General features: G+C 71.7%; 15 protein-coding genes. 8 read left to right on the forward strand and 7 right to left on the reverse strand.

Annotated features, from left to right (window positions below; genetic code table 11):
- Positions 1–163 precede the first annotated feature (163 nt).
- Positions 164–640 carry a hemerythrin domain-containing protein gene (locus tag IE177_RS12225; protein ID WP_190015293.1) on the reverse strand — a complete coding sequence of 159 codons (477 nt, stop codon included), beginning with the start codon at positions 638–640 and terminating at the stop codon, positions 164–166.
- 93 nt (positions 641–733) lie between these two features.
- Positions 734–2017: an MFS transporter gene (locus IE177_RS12230; protein ID WP_373305072.1), complete on the reverse strand. Its 1284-nt coding sequence runs from the start codon at positions 2015–2017 to the stop codon at positions 734–736.
- 421 nt (positions 2018–2438) lie between these two features.
- Here IE177_RS12230 and IE177_RS12235 point away from each other — a divergent pair, with 421 nt between their 5' ends.
- From IE177_RS12235 to IE177_RS12245, 3 genes are read left to right on the forward strand one after another with little or no spacing between them, the layout of a single operon-like run.
- The gene (locus IE177_RS12235; RefSeq protein WP_190015294.1) at positions 2439–2741 is read left to right on the forward strand and encodes a FeoA family protein; all 303 of its coding nucleotides are present in this window, start codon (positions 2439–2441) and stop codon (positions 2739–2741) included.
- Between the two features lie 38 nt (positions 2742–2779).
- Positions 2780–4690 (forward strand): ferrous iron transporter B, encoded by a 1911-nt coding sequence (gene feoB / locus IE177_RS12240; protein WP_229816016.1) that lies wholly within the window; start codon positions 2780–2782, stop codon positions 4688–4690.
- A complete protein-coding gene (locus IE177_RS12245; protein ID WP_229816017.1) occupies positions 4683–5258 on the forward strand; it encodes a NifU family protein in 576 nt (191 codons plus the stop codon). Before feoB ends, IE177_RS12245 begins: the two co-directional genes overlap by 8 nt.
- Before the next feature lie 258 nt (positions 5259–5516).
- On the opposite strand, the gene IE177_RS12250 is transcribed toward IE177_RS12245, so the two are convergent.
- The 5 genes from IE177_RS12250 to IE177_RS12270 are packed head-to-tail and all read right to left on the reverse strand — an operon-like array spanning position 5517 to position 12954.
- Positions 5517–6152, reverse strand: a complete 636-nt coding sequence (locus IE177_RS12250; protein WP_229816018.1) for a vitamin K epoxide reductase family protein — start codon at positions 6150–6152, stop codon at positions 5517–5519.
- The gene (narI, locus tag IE177_RS12255; protein WP_190015296.1) at positions 6149–6934 is read right to left on the reverse strand and encodes a respiratory nitrate reductase subunit gamma; all 786 of its coding nucleotides are present in this window, start codon (positions 6932–6934) and stop codon (positions 6149–6151) included. The genes IE177_RS12250 and narI overlap by 4 nt, the downstream gene beginning before the upstream one ends.
- Positions 6931–7728: a nitrate reductase molybdenum cofactor assembly chaperone gene (narJ, locus tag IE177_RS12260; protein ID WP_190015297.1), complete on the reverse strand. Its 798-nt coding sequence runs from the start codon at positions 7726–7728 to the stop codon at positions 6931–6933. The genes narI and narJ overlap by 4 nt, the downstream gene beginning before the upstream one ends.
- Positions 7725–9251, reverse strand: a complete 1527-nt coding sequence (gene narH, locus IE177_RS12265) for a nitrate reductase subunit beta (protein ID WP_190015298.1) — start codon at positions 9249–9251, stop codon at positions 7725–7727. Before narH ends, narJ begins: the two co-directional genes overlap by 4 nt.
- Position 9252: 1 nt before the next feature.
- Positions 9253–12954, reverse strand: coding sequence for a nitrate reductase subunit alpha (locus IE177_RS12270; RefSeq protein WP_190015299.1), 3702 nt, complete (start codon positions 12952–12954; stop codon positions 9253–9255).
- Positions 12955–13354: 400 nt separating this feature from the next.
- On the opposite strand from IE177_RS12270, the gene IE177_RS12275 reads away from it, so the two are divergent.
- From IE177_RS12275 to IE177_RS12295, 5 genes are all read left to right on the forward strand, one after another.
- Positions 13355–14188 carry a DUF2249 domain-containing protein gene (locus IE177_RS12275; protein WP_190015300.1) on the forward strand — a complete coding sequence of 278 codons (834 nt, stop codon included), beginning with the start codon at positions 13355–13357 and terminating at the stop codon, positions 14186–14188.
- Between the two features lie 93 nt (positions 14189–14281).
- Positions 14282–14785, forward strand: coding sequence for a hypothetical protein (locus IE177_RS12280; RefSeq protein WP_190015301.1), 504 nt, complete (start codon positions 14282–14284; stop codon positions 14783–14785).
- A 389-nt stretch (positions 14786–15174) separates the two neighbouring features.
- On the forward strand, positions 15175–16452 hold the full coding sequence (locus tag IE177_RS12285) for a TIGR04053 family radical SAM/SPASM domain-containing protein (protein ID WP_190015302.1): 1278 nt from the start codon (positions 15175–15177) through the stop codon (positions 16450–16452).
- Positions 16433–19048, forward strand: a complete 2616-nt coding sequence (locus IE177_RS12290; RefSeq protein WP_229816019.1) for a multicopper oxidase domain-containing protein — start codon at positions 16433–16435, stop codon at positions 19046–19048. Before IE177_RS12285 ends, IE177_RS12290 begins: the two co-directional genes overlap by 20 nt.
- Positions 19048–19494, forward strand: a complete 447-nt coding sequence (locus tag IE177_RS12295) for a hypothetical protein (RefSeq protein WP_190015303.1) — start codon at positions 19048–19050, stop codon at positions 19492–19494. Before IE177_RS12290 ends, IE177_RS12295 begins: the two co-directional genes overlap by 1 nt.
- The last annotated feature ends 18 nt before the right edge of the window (positions 19495–19512 follow it).

Consider the following 19512-nt stretch of genomic DNA (forward strand, 5'->3'; position numbering starts at 1 on the left):
ACGAACACCACGCGGCACGGTGAAGATCGTCTGCGTGCGGGGCCGGTCACCCGGATTCACGGGGCCACACGCGCGCCTGCAGGCCCGTGTGCCCCCGCTCGGCTGAACGGGGGCACACGGGCCTACGGGGTCGCTCCCCCTGACGGGGGCGGACTGCGGCCGGTCAGGCAGCCGGCTGGGGCAGGGTGCTGCCCGCCTTGGCGCGCGTGGCCTCGACCGCTTCCCATTCCTCGGTGCTGAGATTCGCGAGGGCGGCCGGGAAGACACCGTCCTGCTCCTTGAGGATGTGATCGCGCAACACGGCCATGGCCTCCACCAGGCGGTCAGGCCAGGTGGGGTCCGCAGGCGTCGCACCGCCGGCGGCCTCGGCCAGCACCGCCTCGATGCGGCGGTGCTCGGCCTCCAGGGCGGCGATCTGGTCGGGGAAGTCGGCGGCCAGAGCCGGGAACAGGCCGTGCTCCTCGACCGCGGTGTGCGGTTCGAGCACTGCGGCGATCTCCCGGGCGACCTCCGCCATCCGGGCCACCCCGCCCTCCTGATGAGCGGGCCGGAGGTGACTGATGAGGCGCACCACCTCGTCGTGCTCCCGGGTCAGCTCATCGATCGACGCCAGCGACTGACACCCGCAGTACTCACACACCGGACTTCTCCTCGTTGCTCGATCCGTCCTGATCCACTCGACCGCCGTCAGACCGCCGCTGTTCCTCGGCCCGGCGTTCTCTTCCGCTCGCCCTTACGCGGTGGTGCCTGCGGTGCGGTGGCCGTGCCGACGGCCGGTGCCCTGCTTGCGCTCGCCGCCTTCGGCTGCGGCGCGGACAGCGGTGAGGGTGAAGGCCAGCGCCGCGGCGGCCACGACCGCGAGCAGGGCCAGACCGGCGGCGTACGTCCCGTACTCGCCGTACAGCGAGCCCATGACCAGCGGCGGCAGGAAGCCGCCCAGGCCGCCGGCGGCGCCGACCACGCCGGTGACGGAGCCGACCTGGTCGGCCGGGGTGCGCAGGGCCACCAGAGCGAAGGTCGCTCCGCTGCCCGCGCCGAGCGCGGCGGCCATGGCCAGGAAGGCGATGGTGCCCACCGGTGCCAGGGCCGGGGTGAACGACTGCACGGCAGCCCCCGCCACCACCACGCTCAGCGAGGCTGCCAGCACCCGCACCGGGCCGAGCCGGTCCGACAGCCAGCCGCCGACCGGGCGCATCGCGACGGCCAGGAGGACGAAGCCGGCCATGCGGTTGGCGGCGTCGGCCTGGGTGAGGCCGTAGCCGGTCTTGAGGTAGGTGGGCAGGTAGACGGAGAAGGCCACGTAACCGCCGAACGCCACCGCGTACAGCGCGGACGCCTGCCAGGTGATGCCCAGCCGGACGGTGGCCGCGAGGCGGCGGGCCAGCGGCTCGGTCGGAACGGTGCGGCCGGGTGCGTCACGCAGCAGCAGCGCGGCGGTCACGCCGTACACGGCCAGAACGACGGCGGTGATCAGGAACGGGGTCGACATGCTGTGCGCGTCGACCAGCTTCACGGTGGTCAGGGCGCTGATGGCGGTGCCGCCCATGCCCGCGCCGAAGACGCCGATCGCCAGCCCGCGCCGCTCGGGCGGGAACCAGGCGTTGACCAGCGGCACTCCGACCGCGAAGGCGGTACCGCCGATGCCGAGGAAGAAGCCTCCGATGAGAAGCGCGGTGAGCGAGGAGTGGCCGGCCAGGCCGAGATAGAGCACCGGCACGATGGTGGCAGCCGACACGATCGGGAACATCACCCGGCCGCCGAACCGGTCGGTCAGCGCGCCGACCGGGATGCGGCCGAGCGATCCGACCACGACCGGAACCGCCACCAGCAGCGACTGCTGGAAGGAGGACAGCTCCAGGCTGTCCTTGAAGCGGGGGCCAAGTGGGCTGAGCAGTGCCCACGCCCAGAAGTTGACGGCGAACCCGATGGTGGCCAGGGCCAGCATCAGCCAGGCCCGGCCGGGCACCGGAGCGCCTGGGCCCGTCCTGTCGCTCTCCCTCGTCGACGACTGGACCATGGTGTCCGTCCTTCCCTCTTGTCCCTCTTACGCTGGTCATGTGACAGCAGGGCCCGCGGGTCTCTCACCTGTCGATCGGCGCCCTCGACCACTGTCCACTTCCGGGCATCCGCGCGGCATGGGCCAAGGGTCCCTGTGGGCGGGCAGACGGTCCCGGGCGGATCATGCCGTCCAGCCCTCCTCGGGACCTGTGCCCCGTACAGCTCGTTCGGTCCTGGGCTGCTGCCGCTGCTGCGCGCCTTTCGCACGCTCGAGTGGCGAACAAGTCCGCCAGGGACCAGAAGGACCTGAGATTGGGCCGGACGGCCCGTACATACAGGCCGTATTCTCACCGTCGACCGGCTTCGCGAAGGCTAGCCTCACCTTACTGACAACGGTGTGGCCGGCGGATCTCGTCCGGCATGGCGTAGCGGAGACGCGGATGAGCGTGGGTGGAAGGGGCGCCGTACAGGCGGGACGCCAAGCGGTTGTGCCGGAGAGCGCGCTGTGTGCCCTGGCCGATCTTGTGCCCGGTGCTCGGGCCACGGTGGTCGAGGTCGTCGCGGACGGTGCGCCGGACACGGCCCGCCGCCTGGGCGCCCTCGGATTCGCACCCGGGACGGTGGTGGAGGTCGTACGCCGTGCCCCGCTGCGTGACCCGGTCGTCTACCGGGTCAAGGACTACGAGGTGTGTCTGCGCCGGGCTCAGGCCGCATGTGTGTTCACGACCGAGGTGGAGCTGTGACCGCCGGCTGCCACGAGCCCGGCGGTGCGGGAGCGGTCGTGGCCGAGGATGCACGTATCGCGCTGGTCGGCAGCCCCAACGCGGGCAAGACCAGCGTCTTCAACGCCCTCACGGGCCTGCACGCCAAGACCGGCAACTATCCCGGCGTGACCGTGTCCCGTTACGTGGGTAGCTGCCGGGCCGGCGGGCGCGGTCATGTGATCGAGGATCTGCCCGGCACGTACAGCCTGGAGCCGATCAGTCCGGACGAGCAGATCACCGTCGATGTCCTGGACGGCCGCCTGGACGGCACACCACGGCCGGACGCGCTGCTCGTCGTCGTGGACGCCACCACCCTGCGCCGGTCGCTGACGCTGGTCGCGCAGGTCCTCTCCCGCGCCCTGCCGACCTGCGTGGTGGTCACCTTCACCGACGAACTGTCCCTGCGCCAAGGCCACCTGGACCCCGATGCACTCTCCCGGGCGCTGGGCCTCCCGGTGCTCCCCGTCGTCGGCCACCGCGGCCTGGGCATCGGGCAGGTGCGCGAGCGGATCGCCGCATGGCGGTCCTGGCCGGTCCCGGCCCTCGCACCGCCCACCGACCCTGCCGAGCTGGACGCCTGGGCGGAGTCGGTTCTCACCTTCGCCGACTACCGCCCCGCCGAGCGCCACAAAGCCACCCAGCGTCTCGACGCCGTGCTGCTGCACCCCGTGTGGGGCACGGCCGTCTTCTTCGCGGTCATGATGGCGTTCTTCCAGACCGTGTTCAATCTCGCGGCGCCGCTCCAGGGCTACGTGGAGTCGTTGTCCGGACGGCTGTCCCACCTGATCGCCGGCCACGTCACCAACCGGTGGCTGTCCGGCCTGCTGGGTGACGCGATCATCGGCGGCGTCGGCGGCGTCCTCGTCTTCGTCCCGCAGATCATGCTGCTGTTCCTTCTCCTCGCCCTGCTCGAAGGCGTCGGCTACCTGTCACGGGCGGCGTTCCTGATGGACCGGGTGATGGCGCGTGCCGGGCTGGAAGGGAGGGCGTTCGTGGCGCTGCTGTCGTCGTTCGCCTGCGCGATCCCCGGCATCCTGGCCACCCGCACCCTGCCCTCGGCCAAGGACCGCCTCGCCACCATGATGGCCGCCCCCCTGATGACCTGCTCCGCGCGCTTGCCGGTTTATGTGCTGCTGATCGGCCTGCTCGTCGAACCGTCCGCCAGGATCGGCCCGTTCGGCGCACAGGGGCTGATCATGTTCGGCCTGTATCTGCTCGGCGCCGTCTCCGCGATGACCGCCGCCTGGGTGATCAAGAAGGTGACCGACCGCGGCGGGGCTGCCATGCCGTTCTTCATGGAGATGCCCCCCTACCGGCTGCCCGCGCCCCGCGCGGTACTGCTGGCCATGTGGTCCTCCGCCCGGGCCTTCCTGCGCAAGTGCTCGACCGTCATCGTCGCCGCCTCCATCGCACTGTGGCTGGCGCTGAACCTGCCGCTGCACTCCCCCGCCCAGCTGCAGGCGGCCGGCGTCGACACCGGCGACTCCGTCGCCGTGTCCGCCTACACCGTCGACCACAGCTACGCAGCCGATCTCGGCCGGCTGGTCTCCCCCGTCTTCGACCCGCTGGGCTTCGACTGGCGCATCAACGTCGGCGTCCTGTCGGCACAGTCGGCCCGCGAGACCTTCGTCGCCACCCTCGGGCAGGTCGCCGCCGCCCAGAGCCCCGACCATCCGACGGACGCCCTGCGGACCATGACCAACCAGGACCGATCCCACGCGGGACAGGTGATCTTCACCGCGCCCACGATCGCGGCACTCCTGGTCTACTTCGCCTACGCGTTGCAGTGCATGGCCACCGTCGCGGTCATCCGGCGGGAGACCGGCACCTGGAAATGGCCGACGATCGCCTTCACCTACCTGACCGTGACGGCCTGGCTCATGGCCTACCTCGCCCACACCATCACCGCCGCTGTGACGGGTGGGTGAAGCACCCGTGGTCCCCCTGCACCCCCAGCCCGTCCCCGACCACCCCGACCGGTTGCGCTGGATCGTCCCCGCCGGTCTCCTCACCTGGACGGGAGCGCCCGCCTCGGTGCCGGCGCCGCTGGCGGCACTGCTCGCGGACGGCACCCTCGCCCACGTCAGCGTCGAACCCGGCGTCGTCGTCACCCGCCTCGGCGAAGGCCGCTCCTGGCGCGCGGACGGGGCCCGGGTCCGCACCGCGTTGCACAACGCCCTGGAAGATCCCACTGGTTGGAGCCCGGCGGCGGACGCCGAAGGGCCCCGCGACGACACGCCGCTCCACACGGCCGCGCTGAACCTCATCGCCGGACCGGTGGGCGAACGGGCCCGCTCGCACGGCGGTGCCATCGAGCTGGTCGGCGTGAGCGACGGCGTTGTCACCGTACGCCTCGTCGGTGCCTGCCACGGCTGTCCCGCCGCCCGGCTCACCCTCCACCACGGACTGGAGCGCCCGCTGCGCCGGCAATGCCCCCAGCTCATCGAGGTCCGGCACGTCGGACCGGGCGGCCGTCGCTCCGACGGCGGCCGGTGAACCAGGTCCGTACGACCGCGGCACCGGTGTTCGGCCCTATCAGAACAGCGCCGGCAGGAGGGCTTCGATCAGATGGGGTCCAGGCTCGGCGAGGGGCTGGTGCAGCTAGGTGGTGAGGTCATCGGCGGTGGTGGCACGCGAGGCCGCGGTCGGCGCACCGGTCGGCGACAACGGCCGTTCAGCGTGCGGGACGGGGCCGTCCATGTTCCTTGGTCGCTCACTCGTGCCACCGTGTTGCTCTCATGGGGTGGCTGCCGATCACAGCAGGCTGCTCCAGTACGACCAGAAGCGGGTGAGGACGAGCAGCACGATCACCCCGTACCAGGCACCGAGCAGCATCCAGTGCGTGTCCTGGAGGAACTCCAGCACGCCACGGGGAAGGGCGATGATTCCTCGTTGCAGGCAGTGCAGGGAGACGTACCAGAAGAGGGCGATGGTGACGGCCCAGACGACGACGCAGTAGGGGCAGAGCTTGCCCAGCTCGTAGAGCGACTGACCGATCAGCCAGTGCACGAACACGACTCCCACCAGGGCCCCGGCGTCCAGCGCGAGCCACAGCCTGCGGTGCAGGCGCGCCCCGGAGAGGACGGCGATGCCGAGGGCGGTCACGGCGGCGAAGGCGCCCAGTCCGAGCAGCATGTTGGGGAAGCCGAACAGGCTGCCCTGCGGGCTGGACATGACGCTGCCGCAGCTCACGACGGGGCTGATGTTGCATGGTGGCTGGTAGCCGGGATCGCGGAGCAGACGCCAGTCGTCCACGGTGAGCTGGAAGGAAGCCAGCCAGCCCAGGACTCCGGCCGCGAGCATCGCCCAACCGGTGCGGCGACTGGCGCCGACCGGGGGCGGACGTCGGCCTGTTGTGGCGTCCGGCACCAGGGCGGGTCCGTGGGTCATGCGGCTCTCCGGGAGCCTGAGGTCGACCGGGGCCGTCCCCCGGCCGTCGGAGCCGGTGCCGGTGTGGCCCGCCTGCGGTAGACGAGATAGGGCCGGGCCAGATAGCCGATGGGCACGCTCCACACGTGCACGAGGCGGGTGAAGGGCCAGCCCGCGAAGAGCAGGCAGGCGGTCAGCGCGTGCAACTGGAACAGCAGCGGGGCACCGGTGATCGCCTCTGGCCGAGGCTGCAGGGTGAAGATGCCGCGGAACCAGACGGAAATGGTCTCCCGGTAGTCGTAGCCCGCGCCGAGGACGTTGTGCGCGGCGGTCGCGGAGATGCCGAGCAGCACTGTGGCGGACAGCAGCGGGAAGAGCACCTTGTCGCTTCGGTCGGTGCCGAGGCGAATGCGGCGGGTGAGCAGCCGTCGGGCGCACAGCATGCCGAGCCCGGTGACCATGGCGACGCCCGCCACCGAGCCCGCCCACACGGCCGTGGTGTGGTAGGTGTGTTCGCTGATGCCGCCCGCCTCGGTCCAGGAGGCGGGCACGGCGAGCCCCACGACGTGCCCGGCGATCACCATGAAGGCGCCGAGGTGGAACAGCGGGCTGCCCCAGCGCAGCCAGCGGTGTTCCAGAAGCTGGCTGGTGTGGGTGGTCCAGCCGAACTGGTCCTGGCGGTAGCGCCAGACGTGCCCGACGACGAACACGGCGAGGCAGATGTAGGGGAAGGCAACCCACAGCAGTAGGTCGGTGCCGCTCGCCGGCGTGGCGGTCGGAGAGGAGAGGGCTGTGGCGTTCATCGACTGCCTTCCCTGCGGGTGGTGGTCGGGGCGGCCGGCTGCACACGGGTCGGTGGGGCGGCCGTCGGCGGCACGAAGGTGCCCGGTGGGGCGAACTCCCCGTCGCCGTATGTCCCGTACGGGTCGAGGCCGACCTCTTCGTTCGGCGGGCCCTCGGCGACGAGCTGGGCCACCGCCGCGCGGTCCGCCTCGGTGGGCGGCGGCAGCAGGGTGAGCAGTGCGGCCAGGATGTGCCGGTACGGCGAGTCGGCGTCGGTCAGGGCGCGGTGGATCAGCTCCAGACCGCGCCGGTGCTGACGCAGCGGTGCTTCTCCGCCGCCCGGGCCCGCCAGGGCGGCGAACTCCAGGACGACCGGGAGGTGGTCGGGCAGTTCACCCCTGTCGGTGTCCCATCCGGCGGCCCGGTAGCGCTGGTTCAGGGTGAGCAGGGCCATGCCGCGGCGGCGGGTGTCGCCGTGCAGGTAGTAGGTGAGGTAGAGGCTGCTCTTGCGGCGCAGGTCGAACATCTCGACGTAGTGGCGTTCCAGCGCCTCGGGGTCCTGTGCGGCGAACCAGTCGGTGAACCGGACGAGGTGTTCCGCCCCGGGCGTGGCCGGCAGGGCCTCCACCACGGTCGTCAAGTCGCCCCTGGCCGCGACCAGTTCCGGGTCGGGGTACTGCAACAACAACGACACGAGCCGCAGTGTCAGCGCGCGGCCCGCCGCCTCCTCGGGTGTGAGCCGGGCCGGGCGGCGTACGGCTGCCCGGACGCGGGTGCGGACGAGGGCGGGAATCGTTGCGGCGAGCGGGCTCACGGACGGCCTCCGGCGGTGGTGTGGCGGCGCAGGGTGGGGATGCCGAGCATGACCTTGCGGGGCTCGGCCTCGCCGGACGTCTCGACCGGGCAGCGGTTCTCCATCGCGGTGAGCGCGGCGGCGTCCTCCTTGTGGGCGGCGGGGACGACGTACCGGTCGGCGTACTTGGCGACGGCGAGCAGCCGGTGCAGGTCCTGCCCCTCGCCGGCGGTCAGGCCGACGGCCTTGAGCACCTTCTCGTCGCCGGCCTCGCCGAGGGTGCGTTCACGCATGTACGAGCGCAGCGCGGTGAGTTTCATCAGCACACCGGCTACGACGTCGGTGTCGCCGGCGGTGAACAGTTCCGCCAGGTACTCCAGCGGGATGCGCAGCCGGGTGACGGCGGCGAACACGTGGTCGGGGTCGTCCTGGTTTCCGCCCGCGGCGTCGACGGAGTCCAGGACCGGGGAGAGGGGCGGCACGTACCAGACCATCGGCAGCGTGCGGTACTCCGGGTGCAGCGGCAGCGCCACCTTGTAGCGCATGACCAGGTCGTACACCGGGGAGCGGCGGGCCGCCTCCAGCCAGTCCTCCGGGATCCCGGACTCCCGTGCGGCCGCGATCACGCCGGGGTCGGACGGGTCGAGGAAGACGCCGCGCTGGGCCTCCAGCAGGTCCCGCTCGTTCGCGGTCGCCGCGGCCTCGCCCACCTTGTCGGCGTCGTACAGCAGCAGCCCGAGGTAGCGCAGCCGGCCGACGCACGTCTCCGAGCAGACCGTGGGCTGCCCCGCCTCGATGCGCGGGAAGCAGAACGTGCACTTCTCGGCCTTGCCGGTGGCGTGGTTGACGTAGACCTTCTTGTACGGGCACGCCGTGACGCACATCCGCCAGCCGCGGCAGCGGTCCTGGTCCACGAGAACGATGCCGTCCTCGACCCGCTTGTACATGGCGCCGGACGGACAGGCCGACACGCAGGCCGGGTTGAGGCAGTGCTCGCACAGCCTGGGGAGGTGGAACAGGAAGGTCTGCTCGAACTCGAACTTCACCTTATCCGCCCATGCACCGGTCAGGTTGGGGTCGGCGCCCGCGTGCTCGGGCGCGCCGCCGAGGCCGTCCTCCCAGTTGGCGCCCCAGGTGATGGCGGTGGGCCTGCCGGTGAGGACCGAGCGGGGGCGGGCGACGGGCATGTCCTTCTGGGCGGGGGCACTGACGAGGTTGTCGTAGTCGTAGGTGACCGGCTCGTAGTAGTCCTCGATGGAGGGCAGGTCGGGGTTGGAGAAGAGGGACAGCAGGCGCTTGACGCGGCCGCCGGAGCGCAGGACGAGGCGTCCGCGCTTGTCGAGCATCCAGCCGCCCTTCCAGTGTTCCTGGTCCTCGTAGCGGCGGGGGTAGCCGACGCCGGGCTTGGTCTCGACGTTGTTGAACCAGGCGTATTCGACGCCGGTGCGGTTGGTCCACGTCTGCTTGCAGGTGACCGAACAGGTGTGGCACCCGATGCACTTGTCGAGGTTCATCACCATCGCGACTTGAGCCATCACTCGCATGTCAGTACTCCACTTGCTGGCTGCGGCGGCGGATGACGGTGACCTCGTCGCGCTGGTTGCCGGTCGGGCCGTAGTAGTTGAAGGCGTAGGTGAACTGGGCGTAGCCGCCGGCGAGATGGGTGGGCTTGAGCAGCAGGCGGGTGAGCGAGTTGTGGATGCCGCCGCGCTTGCCGCTGACCTCGGTCTTCGGCACGTTCACGTTGCGGTCCTGGGCGTGGTACATGTACACCGTGCCCTCGGGCATGCGGTGAGTGACCACGGCGCGGGCGGCGACGACACCGTTGCGGTTGTACGCCTCGATCCACTCGTTGTCCTTGACGCCGATCCGCTCGGCGTCCTCCACGGACATCCAGATCGTGGGACCGCCACGGGACAGGTCGAGCATGTACTTGTTGTCCTGGTAGTTCGAGTGGATGGACCACTTCGAGTGCGGGGTCAGGTAGCGGACCGTGACCTCGGTACGGCCGTTCTCGTGCAGTTGCTCGTCGCCGTAGTGCCTGGGCGTGTTCAGCGGGGGCCGGTAGACGGGGAGTTGTTCACCGAGCTCGGCGATCCAGTCGTGCTGGACGAAGAAGTGCTGCCGGCCGGTGAGGGTGTGCCAGGGCTTCTTGTGCTCGGTGTTGATGACGAACGGCGAGTAGCGACGCCCGCCGGTCTCCGAGCCCGACCACTCGTAGGAGGTCATCACGGCTCGCGGCTGGGTGCGGGTGTCGGCGAAGGTGATCCGCTCGGCCTCGCGTTCGGCGGCGAGTTCCACCAGGCCGTCGCTGCCGGTCTGCCGCTCGAGTTCACGGAAGCCCTCGGTGGCCAGGCGGCCGTTGGTCGTGCCGGACAGGGCGAGGATCGCCTCGCACATGTGGGAGGCGGTGGCCAGGGAGGGCCGTCCCGCGGCGACTCCGTCCCTCACCGTCCCGTTGCGGCGCCGCAGCTCGTCGATCTCCTGGTTCGGGTGGACGGTGACGCCCTTGGTGGTCGTCCCCAGGGTGTCGAGCAGCGGTCCGACGGCGCGCATCTTCTGCGCGACGGCGGCGTAGTCCCGTTCGATGACGGCCAGCTTGGGCATGGTCCGCCCGGGGACCGGCTCGCACTCGCCGGTCTTCCAGTCCCGTACGACTCCGCCGGGCTGGGCGAGTTCGTCGGGGGTGTCGTGCAGCAGCGGTACCGCGAGGACGTCGGTGCGGGTGCCCAGGTGCTCGGCGGCCAGCTCGCTGAACCGGTCGGCGAGGGTCAGGAAGGTGTCGTAGTCGGTGCGGGCCTGCCAGGGCGGGGCGATGGCGGGGGTGAAGGCGTGCACGAAGGGGTGCATGTCCGTGCTGGACAGGTCGTCCTTCTCGTACCACGTCGCGGCCGGCAGGACCACGTCGGACAGCAGGCCGGTGGAGGTCATCCGGAAGTCCATGCAGACCAGCAGGTCGAGCTTGCCCTCCGGGGCCTCCTCCCGCCAGACGACGTCCTTCGGACGGCCCTCATGCGGTGTCTCCTCGGAGCGGACCGCCGCGTCGGTCCCCAGGAGATGGCGCAGGAAGTACTCGCTGCCCTTGCCGGAGGAGCCAAGCAGATTCGCCCGCCACACGGTCAGCACGCGCGGGAAGTTGGCCGGGTCGTCGGGATCCTCAACGGCGAACCGCAGCCTGCCGGACTTCAGTTCGTCGACGATGTGCTCGGCGACCGGCCGGCCGGCTCGTGCCGCTTCGTCCGTCAGGTCCAGCGGGTTGCGGTTGAAACCGGGGTGACCGGGCGTCCAGCCCAGCCGCACGGCCTGCGCCAGGCAGTCCGCGAACGCCTTTCCCTTGAACCGTCCTTCGCCCAACGGGGAGGCCAGCTCGTCGGGTCCGAACGCCTCGTAGCGCCACTGGTCGGAGTTCAGGTACCAGTACGAGGTGCCGGCCATGTGCCGGGTGGGCCGCTGCCAGTCGAACGCGAACGACAGATGCTGCTGCCCGGTGACCGGGCGGACCTTCTCCTGGCCGACGTAGTGCGCCCAGCCACCGCCGTTGACCCCCTGGCAGCCGGTCATGGTCGTCAGCGCCAGGAAGGCACGGTAGATGGTGTCCGAGTGGAACCAGTGGTTGGTACCGGCACCGAGAGCGATCATGGAACGGCCGTTGGTCCGCTCTGCGTTGCGGGCGAACTCCCGGGCGATCCGGGCCGCCTGCTCGGCCGGGACGGAGGTGATCGTCTCCTGCCAGGCCGGGGTGTACGGCTCGGCCGCGTCGTCGTACGAAGACGGCCAGCTGCCCGGCAGACCGGGACGCCCCACCCCGTACTGGGCGAGCATCAGGTCGAAGACGGTGGTGACCAGGCGGCCGCCGATCGTGCGGACCGGGACACCGCGGACCATGGACGAGCCGCCCTCCGTGGCGCCCTCGTCGAAGCGGGGCAGCGCGACCTCGGCGGTGTCCTCGGCCCGGTCCAGCAGGGTCAGCGCGGGCACGGTGTCGCCGAGTCCGAGATTCCAGCGGCGCTGGTCCTCCTTGGCCCAGCGGAAGCCGAGCGAGCCGTTGGGAACGACGGGTTCGCCGGTGACCGCGTCCAGGAGAACGGTCTTGGACTCGGCGTGCTCCGTGCCGTGCCCGAGGTCGGCCGCGGTCAGGAAACCGTCGGGCACCAGGCCGCCCCCGGTGCGCTCGCGCAGGGTCACCAGGAACGGGGCGTCGGTGAACTTGCGCAGGTAGTCCTGGAAGTACGGCACCTCGCGGTCGACGAGGAACTCGCGCAGGATCACATGTCCCATGGCCATCGCCAGCGCGCCGTCCGTGCCGGGGTGCGGAGCCAGCCACTCGTCGGCGTGCTTGACGTTGTCGGCGTAGTCGGGGCTGACCGCGACGACCTTCGTACCGTTGTAGCGGGTCTCGGTCAGGAAGTGCGCGTCCGGGGTGCGGGTCACCGGGATGTTGGAACCCCACATGATCAGGTAGCCGGCGTTCCACCAGTCCGCCGCCTCCGGGACGTCGGTCTGGTCGCCGAAGACCTGCGGGGATGCGATCGGCAGGTCCGCGTACCAGTCGTAGAACGACAGCAGGGTGCCGCCGATCAGCGAGTGGTAGCGGGCACCGGCCGCGAAGGACGCCATCGACATCGCCGGGATGGGTGAGAAGCCCGCGACGCGGTCGGGGCCGTACGTCTTGGTGGTGTGCACCTGGGCGGCGGCGATCAGCTCGCTCACCTCGTCCCAGTCGGCGCGGACCAGACCGCCCTTGCCGCGGGCCCGCTTGTACGCCCGCGTCTTCGCCGGGTCGGAGGTGATCTCCGCCCAGGCCGCCACAGGGTCGCCCAGCCGCTTGCGGGCCTCGCGCCACAGCTTCAGCAGGGCGCCCCGTACGTACGGGTAGCGAACGCGGCTGGGCGAGTAGGTGTACCAGGAGAACGACGCCCCGCGCGGGCAGCCGCGCGGCTCGTACTCGGGGCAGTCCGCGCCGATGGACGGGTAGTCGGTGGCCTGGTGCTCCCACGTGATGATGCCGTCCTTGACGTACACCATCCACGAGCAGGAGCCCGTGCAGTTCACACCGTGCGTGGAACGCACCACCTTGTCGTGGGCCCACCGGTCCCGGTAGAAGCCCTCCCACTTGGGGTCGCCCGTGCCGAACACGGCGCGTCCGTCGGTGGACACCTCGCGGCGGGTGAGCAGCCGCCGGGTGGCCAGCGGCCAGCCCGCGCCGGCACCCGGCACCTGACGCGGTGCGTTCTGATCGTTCTCCATGGCCAGGAACGCTAGGCGGAGCGGCACCTGGCGCGCCTGGGGCCGGCGGTCCCCGCGGGATGCCCCTCCGGCCCCATCCGGCCGGCCGGAAGAGGGACCAATGGCCCATGAACGGGGCCCGGTCGACCGGGTGGTCGGTCGGCACCAAAGCTGCATGCTGGGCATTGATCGAATCGCGGATGCCCATCTGTACGACCGCATTCCGTGCCTGTCAGGCGGCCCATTCCCCCGTCCCGGCCGCCGCAGGTGTAGCGCGTACGGCGCGTGGCGCCCGGTTCGGTCGTGCGTCCGGCCGCGCCCCGCGGCCGGACGCGGCATCCGCCCCGAGAACCGGCACCCGGAATGCCATCCCCACCCGCATCGGCCGGCCGCGCCGGCCCGACCTGCTGGAGACACGACCATGAGCGTGCTCACCCTCGCCTCGGACCCTCAGGACGCCACGGCCCTCGAAGGCGCTGAGGCCCACCACGCCCGCCTGGCCGGAGCACTGGCCGGCCGGGTGAAGATGCTGCTCACCGCCGTGGACCGGGACCCGAGTGCCGCCGGGAAACTCCACGCCGGGCTGGTGGCCTTCTGCGACCGCTCGCTGCTCCCGCACGCCGCGGCCGAGGAATCCGCGCTCTACCCCACCGCCCATCGCATGCCAGAGGCCCGCCTGCTCATCGAGGGTCTGATCGGCGAACACCGCTGCCTCACCGCGCTCGTCGACACCCTGCGCGCCGCGCCCGTCCCGGCGGACGCGGCGGCCGACGCCCGGGCTCTTCAGGTCCTCTTCGAAGAGCACGTGGCCAAGGAGAACGGCCTCGTGCTGCCGCTGCTCGCCATGGCACCCGAGGTCTCCCTCGCCGGGCTGCTCACGGACATGCACCACCGACTTGCCGACGACACGCGCACCAGGGGCGCCGGAGAAGGCCATCACACGGAGGAAGGACACGACATGCGTGAAGATCAGGTCGAGGAGGCCGGCGGCTGCGGCGGCGTGTGCGGCTGTGGAGGGGCGGAGGAGGCCGCCGAACCCGAGCTGGACGTGCGGGAGGTGCCGCACGCCCTGCGCCACGCCACCGTCTTCGGCGCGCTCGACGCCGTTCCGGTGGGCACCGCGATGGTGCTGGTCGCCCCGCACGACCCGCTGCCGCTGCTCGCCCAGATCGAGCAGCGCAACCCCGGGGCCTTCTCGGTGGAGTACCTCGAACGCGGCCCGGAAGCCTGGCGGTTGCGCCTCAGCCACCGCTGACGTGCACCCCCAGGCGAAGCACGAAGCCGGCTCCATCCGTTGTGGAGGCATGGCGAACTCGCACGCTCACAAGGAAAGAGAGAAGAACACGTCATGAACGGACCACACCGGCGTGCCGCCACCCTGCTCGGAACGGTCGGTATCGCCCTGTCGGTCGCCGGACCGGTCATGCTTCTACGCGGGCGCGGCGGCAGGAAGGAGATCCGCACCGAACTGGCTGCCCAGAAGATCACCTTCCCTGGCCACGGGCTGCCCGCCGACCTCGCCCGCCACGCCGGCACCACCGTGGAAACCGGCCCCGCGGCACACGCCTACGCCCGGTTCATCAACGGCAACCTCGCCCACGCCACCGGCGGCCGTACCTACGCCGAGATCACGGCGGAACTGCACGCCGCCGGGGGCGACGACGAAAAGCTCGCTGAACTGCGCCAGACCGCTTTCATGGGGCAGACCCTGCGCGCCTCACTGATGTCCGCATACCAGGCATGGCACCTCACGACCCTCGTCACGGGTCTCGGCGCCGCACTGACCGGTCTGGGCGTCGCACTCGTCGCCACCGCGGACGCCCTGAGGCCCCGCGCCGCGCGCCACCGCTGAACGTACCGCGGCGCAGGGAGCCGGAAGCAGCGGCTCGCTTCCGCCCGGGCACGCGGCCCCGGATCTCCACGCGGCCGGTGCGGCCCATCCGAGTTCTGGACAGTCCGCCAGCTCCCTGAGCCAAGCGTGAACCAGGGACCCTTGCCCCGCCTTCACAGGACCATCGGCCGCCGCGCCGCCCACGGCCCCCGGTGGATGCTGACAGCCGACCGATCCTGGAGGTATCCCGTGTACGACCGTTCCGAACCCCCGCTCGGCCGATCGCGCCGCTGTCGCTCGCGGTGGACGCCGCGCATGGTCCGGCCCGGTCACCGTCCGGCCGCCCGCCTGGTCCGCCCTGGCTCCAGGGCGGCCGGACACAGCCTCCGCGGCCCGGGGAGGGCGGCGCGATGAGCACCACCACCGCCCGGGCGATCCGCCGCCAGCGGCACGAAGCCACCGAGCGGCCCTTCATCGTCATATGGGAGTCGACCCGCGCCTGCCCGCTGGCCTGCCGTCATTGCCGGGCCGAGGCCGTGCCCGACCGCGACCCGCGCGAGCTGGACACGGCCGCCGCCAAGGACCTGCTGGACCAGGTGGCAGCCTTCGGCCGGCCCGCCCCGCTGTTCGTGATAACCGGCGGCGACCCGTTCCAGCGCCCCGACCTGACCGAACTCATCGCGTACGGCAGGGAGACCGGAGTCCGGGTGGCCGTCTCCCCGTCCGGCACTCCGACGCTCACCGAGGAGCGGCTGCGGGCCGTGCACGCCGCGGGCGCGAGCGGACTGTCGCTGGGCCTGGACGGCTCCACCGCCGAACTCCACGACGACTTCCGCGGCGTGCCCGGCGTGTTCCGCTGGACCCTGGACGCCTGGGACGCCGCCCGCGCGCTGGGCATGAAGGTGCAGATCAACACCACCGTCGCCCGGCACAACCTGCACGACCTCCCCGACATCGTCCGTCTGGTCGCCGAGCACGGAGCGATGCTGTGGAGCGCCTTCTTCCTGGTGCCCACCGGCCGTGGCCGCAGCCTCGGCGCGCTGACGCCGGACGAGGTGGAGGACGTCCTCAACTTCGTCTACGACGTGGGCCTGACCGTGCCCGCCAAGACGACCGAGGCCCACCACTTCCGCCGTGTCGCGCTGCAGCGGCAGGTCCTCGCCGCCGCGGGTGACGACCACGCGGCGGTCCTCGGGCTCGGGCCCCTGTACCGGGAGTTGCGCAAGCGGGTCGCCGCCCTGGGTCTCGAATCCGGAGCACGGCGGGTGCGCCGACCGCCGCTGGACGTCAACGCGGCCCGCGGCTTCGTCTTCGTCTCCCACACCGGCACCGTCCACCCCAGCGGCTTCCTCCCGCTGAGCGCGGGAAGCGTGCGTGAGACGCCGCTGACGTCGATCTACCGGACCTCACCGCTGTTCACCGGCCTGCGCGCCGCGGACATGCTGGGCGGCCGCTGCGGGCGGTGCGAGTTCCGGCAGGTCTGCGGCGGCTCGCGGTCACGGGCCTACGGGGTCACCGGCGACCCGTACGCCGAGGAGCCCTGGTGCGGTTACGTCCCCGGTTCCTTCCCCCACCAGCGGGAACTGGCCGCGCTGCTGTCCGGCGGCGCCGAGGCCGCCCCCTTCGCGCACCACCGTTCGGCCGCCGCCCCGGGCGGTGAGGAGCACCGTGTACCGCAAGAACGATGACCACCCGGCCGCCGGAGGTCCCCCGCCCAGCAGGTTCAAGGCGTCCGGTCTGCGCAGCCGTCATCTGGCCGCCCACGTCCTGGTCGCCGCGTGGGCCGTCCTCGCGCTGCTCGCGGCCATGGCCCAGCAGACCCTCCCGGTGGCCCGCTGGCTGGCCGTCCACCTGTTCCTGCTCGGCGCGGCCACCACGGCGATCGTGGTGTGGAGCGAGCACTTCGCCGTCGCCATGCTGCACGCCTCCCGGCCTGACCAACGGTGGGGCAACGCCCGGCTGGCCGCCGTCAACGTCGCGGTCGTCGGGGTGCTCACCGGCGTCTGGGGCGACGTGCCCGCGCTGATCGGTGCCGGATGCGCACTGCTGGTCATCGCGATCACCGCACACCTGGTCGTCCTCGTGCGGCTGGGTCGAGGGGCGCTGGGTGGACGGCTCGCCCCGATCGCCGGCTACTACCGGGCCGCCGCCGGGGCGTTGGTCATGGGCGGTGTGCTGGGCTGGCTGCTGGCCACCGGCAAGGCCGGTCCGCGGTACTACACCGGGCTGAAGCTGGCCCACGTGCACATCACGCTGCTCGGCTGGATCGGGCTGCCCGTGCTGGGCACGATGTTCATGCTGTGGCCCACCGTGCTGGGCGTACGCATGAAGGAGCGGACCACCCGGGTGGCGCGGTGGGTGCTGTGGCTCACCGGCGGCGGACTGCTGCTGGCGGTCGCCGCGCTGACGTTCGGGTGGCGCTGGCCGGCCGCCGCGGGCCTCGCCCTGTACGCGCAGGGAGCGGCCGTCGCCGTCGACCTGCTCATCCGCACCGTACGCGGCGGCAAGCCCGTGTCCGCGGCAGCCGCCTGGATGCTGGCCGCGGCCACCTGCTGGCTGCTCATCGCCGTGACGGCAGACCTGACGCTCCTGGTCACCCGTCCGCTCCCGGCAGCGCAGACCGGCATCGACGCCCTGGTCCCCGTGCTGCTCATCGGTTTCGTCGCCCAAGTGCTCGTCGGCGCCCTCACCTATCTGCTGCCCATCGTGCTCGCCTCCGGCCCCAAGGAACGTGCCGGCCTGCGGGCGGTGCTCGAACGGGGCTGGCCGCACAGGCTGCTGCCGTTCAACGCCGGCGTGGCCCTGCTGGCGCTGCCCCTGCCCGGCCCCGCCGGCACGGCAGGCGCTCTGCTGGCCGCAGCAGCCGTGGTCGCCTTCCTCATGCTGACCGTCGCGGTGATCATCCGCAGCGGCCGGTCACTTCTGAGGGACACCGGCCGGAACGGAGGGGCACGGGGTCCCGTCCTGTGGGGCTCCGTCGCGGGGGCCGTACTGATCGTGCTGGCCGTGCTCGTCGCCGGCAGCGGAGGCGGCACCGGCGGCGAGCCCATCGCCGCAGGAGCCGGAGGTGCGGGAACCGGTACGAGCCGGACGGTCTCCGTCACCCTCGCCGACATGCGGATCCGCCCGGCTCGGATCGAGGTCACGGCGGGCACTCGTCTTCGGCTGAGGGTCACCAACACCGATGCCCAGCGCCACGACCTCAAGGTCCAGGACGGGCCCGCCGCCCCGCTGCTCGGCAAGGGCGAGACCCGCGTACTCGACCTCGGACAGGTCACCAGGAGCCGCGCGGCATGGTGCACGATGCCGGGCCACAAGGCAGCCGGGATGTCCATGGACATCGTCGTGACCGGCGGCACGCACAAGTCGAGCGCACACCCCGGCCATTCCACGACCGCCACCACCGACCGCGGCCTGGACCTCGCCGCCGACTTCTCCACCGGCTGGCAGCCACGCAGCGCCACTCTCTCCCCCGCACCCGGCGGGACGGTCCACAAGCTCGAACTGCACGCCGCACACACCACGGTCGAAGTCGCTCCCGGTGTGAAACAGCAGATGTGGACCTTCGGGGGGACCGCACCCGGCCCCACTCTGCACGGCGCCGTGGGCGACGTCTTCGAGATCACCCTCGTGAACGACGACCACGGCATGGGCCACGGCATCGACTTCCACGCCGGCTCCCTCGCCCCGGACGGGCCCATGCGCACCATCCGGCCCGGCGAGCGCCTGGTCTACCGCTTCCGCGCCGAGAGGGCCGGGGCGTGGCTGTACCACTGCAGCACCGCACCCATGCTGCAGCACATCGGCAACGGCATGTACGGCGCCGTCGTCATCGACCCGCCGGGCCTGGCGAAGGTCGACCACGAATACGTACTGGTTTCCTCCGAGCTCTACCTCGGCGCCCCGGGCAGCACCGCCCAGGTGGCGAAGATGCGCCAGGACACCCCGGACGCCTGGGTGTTCAACGGCGTCGCGAACCAGTACGAGCAGCGTCCCCTGAAGGCGAAGGCCGGCGAGCGGGCCCGCTTCTGGGTGGTCGCCGCAGGCCCCAGCGACGGCGTCGCCTTCCACGTCGTCGGCACCGTCTTCGACACCGTGTACAAGGAAGGCGCCTACTCACTGAAGCCCGGCCATGCGGGCGGCTCGCAGGTGCTGGACCTGGCCGCGGCCCAGGGTGGCTTCGTCGAGACGACGTTCCCCGAGCCCGGCCACTACGCCTTCGTGGACCACGACATGCGCCACGCCGAAGCCGGTGCCCACGGCATGGTGGAGGTGAGCGAGTAGTGGGCACCGTCGGCTGGTGGTCGCTGGTCCGGTTCGCGCACGTCGCGGGCGCCGCCCTGTGGGTCGGCGGCCAGCTGGCCCTCTCCCTGGTGATCCTGCCGCTGGCCCGTCACCTGCTTCCTCCTGAGGCCAAGGACCGCTTCACCTCCGCGGCCGGCCGCCGGTTCGGAATGCTGACCGGGGCAGTGTTCCTGCCCGTGCAGCTGGCCACCGGCTGGGCCATGGCCTGGCACAGGGGAGTCACCTGGGCCTCCCTCACCGAACCAGGCTACGGCCGCACCCTGGCGACCAAACTCGCCCTCTTCGCGGTGGTGATGCTCGCCGCCGCGGGCCATGGAATCGCCCACGCCAAGGGCCGCGCCGACCTGGCCCGTGCCCTGGCGGTCGTCTCCCTCGTCGGCTCACTCGGAGTCGTCCTGCTCGCCACCGCCCTGCCCGCCACATGAACCCCGACCACGACGCAG

The sequence above is a fragment of the Streptomyces lucensis JCM 4490 genome, assembly GCF_014650035.1.
Taxonomy (GTDB): domain Bacteria; phylum Actinomycetota; class Actinomycetes; order Streptomycetales; family Streptomycetaceae; genus Streptomyces; species Streptomyces lucensis.

Coding starts and splice junctions, on each gene's coding strand:
- IE177_RS12230 (WP_373305072.1), bottom strand. CDS start 2,017: ATGGTCCAGTCGTCGACGAGGGAGAGCGACAGGACGGGCCCAGGCGCT.
- IE177_RS12235 (WP_190015294.1), top strand. CDS start 2,439: ATGAGCGTGGGTGGAAGGGGCGCCGTACAGGCGGGACGCCAAGCGGTT.
- IE177_RS12250 (WP_229816018.1), bottom strand. CDS start 6,152: ATGACCCACGGACCCGCCCTGGTGCCGGACGCCACAACAGGCCGACGT.
- narI (WP_190015296.1), bottom strand. CDS start 6,934: ATGAACGCCACAGCCCTCTCCTCTCCGACCGCCACGCCGGCGAGCGGC.
- narH (WP_190015298.1), bottom strand. CDS start 9,251: ATGCGAGTGATGGCTCAAGTCGCGATGGTGATGAACCTCGACAAGTGC.
- IE177_RS12270 (WP_190015299.1), bottom strand. CDS start 12,954: ATGGAGAACGATCAGAACGCACCGCGTCAGGTGCCGGGTGCCGGCGCG.
- IE177_RS12275 (WP_190015300.1), top strand. CDS start 13,355: ATGAGCGTGCTCACCCTCGCCTCGGACCCTCAGGACGCCACGGCCCTC.
- IE177_RS12280 (WP_190015301.1), top strand. CDS start 14,282: ATGAACGGACCACACCGGCGTGCCGCCACCCTGCTCGGAACGGTCGGT.
- IE177_RS12285 (WP_190015302.1), top strand. CDS start 15,175: ATGAGCACCACCACCGCCCGGGCGATCCGCCGCCAGCGGCACGAAGCC.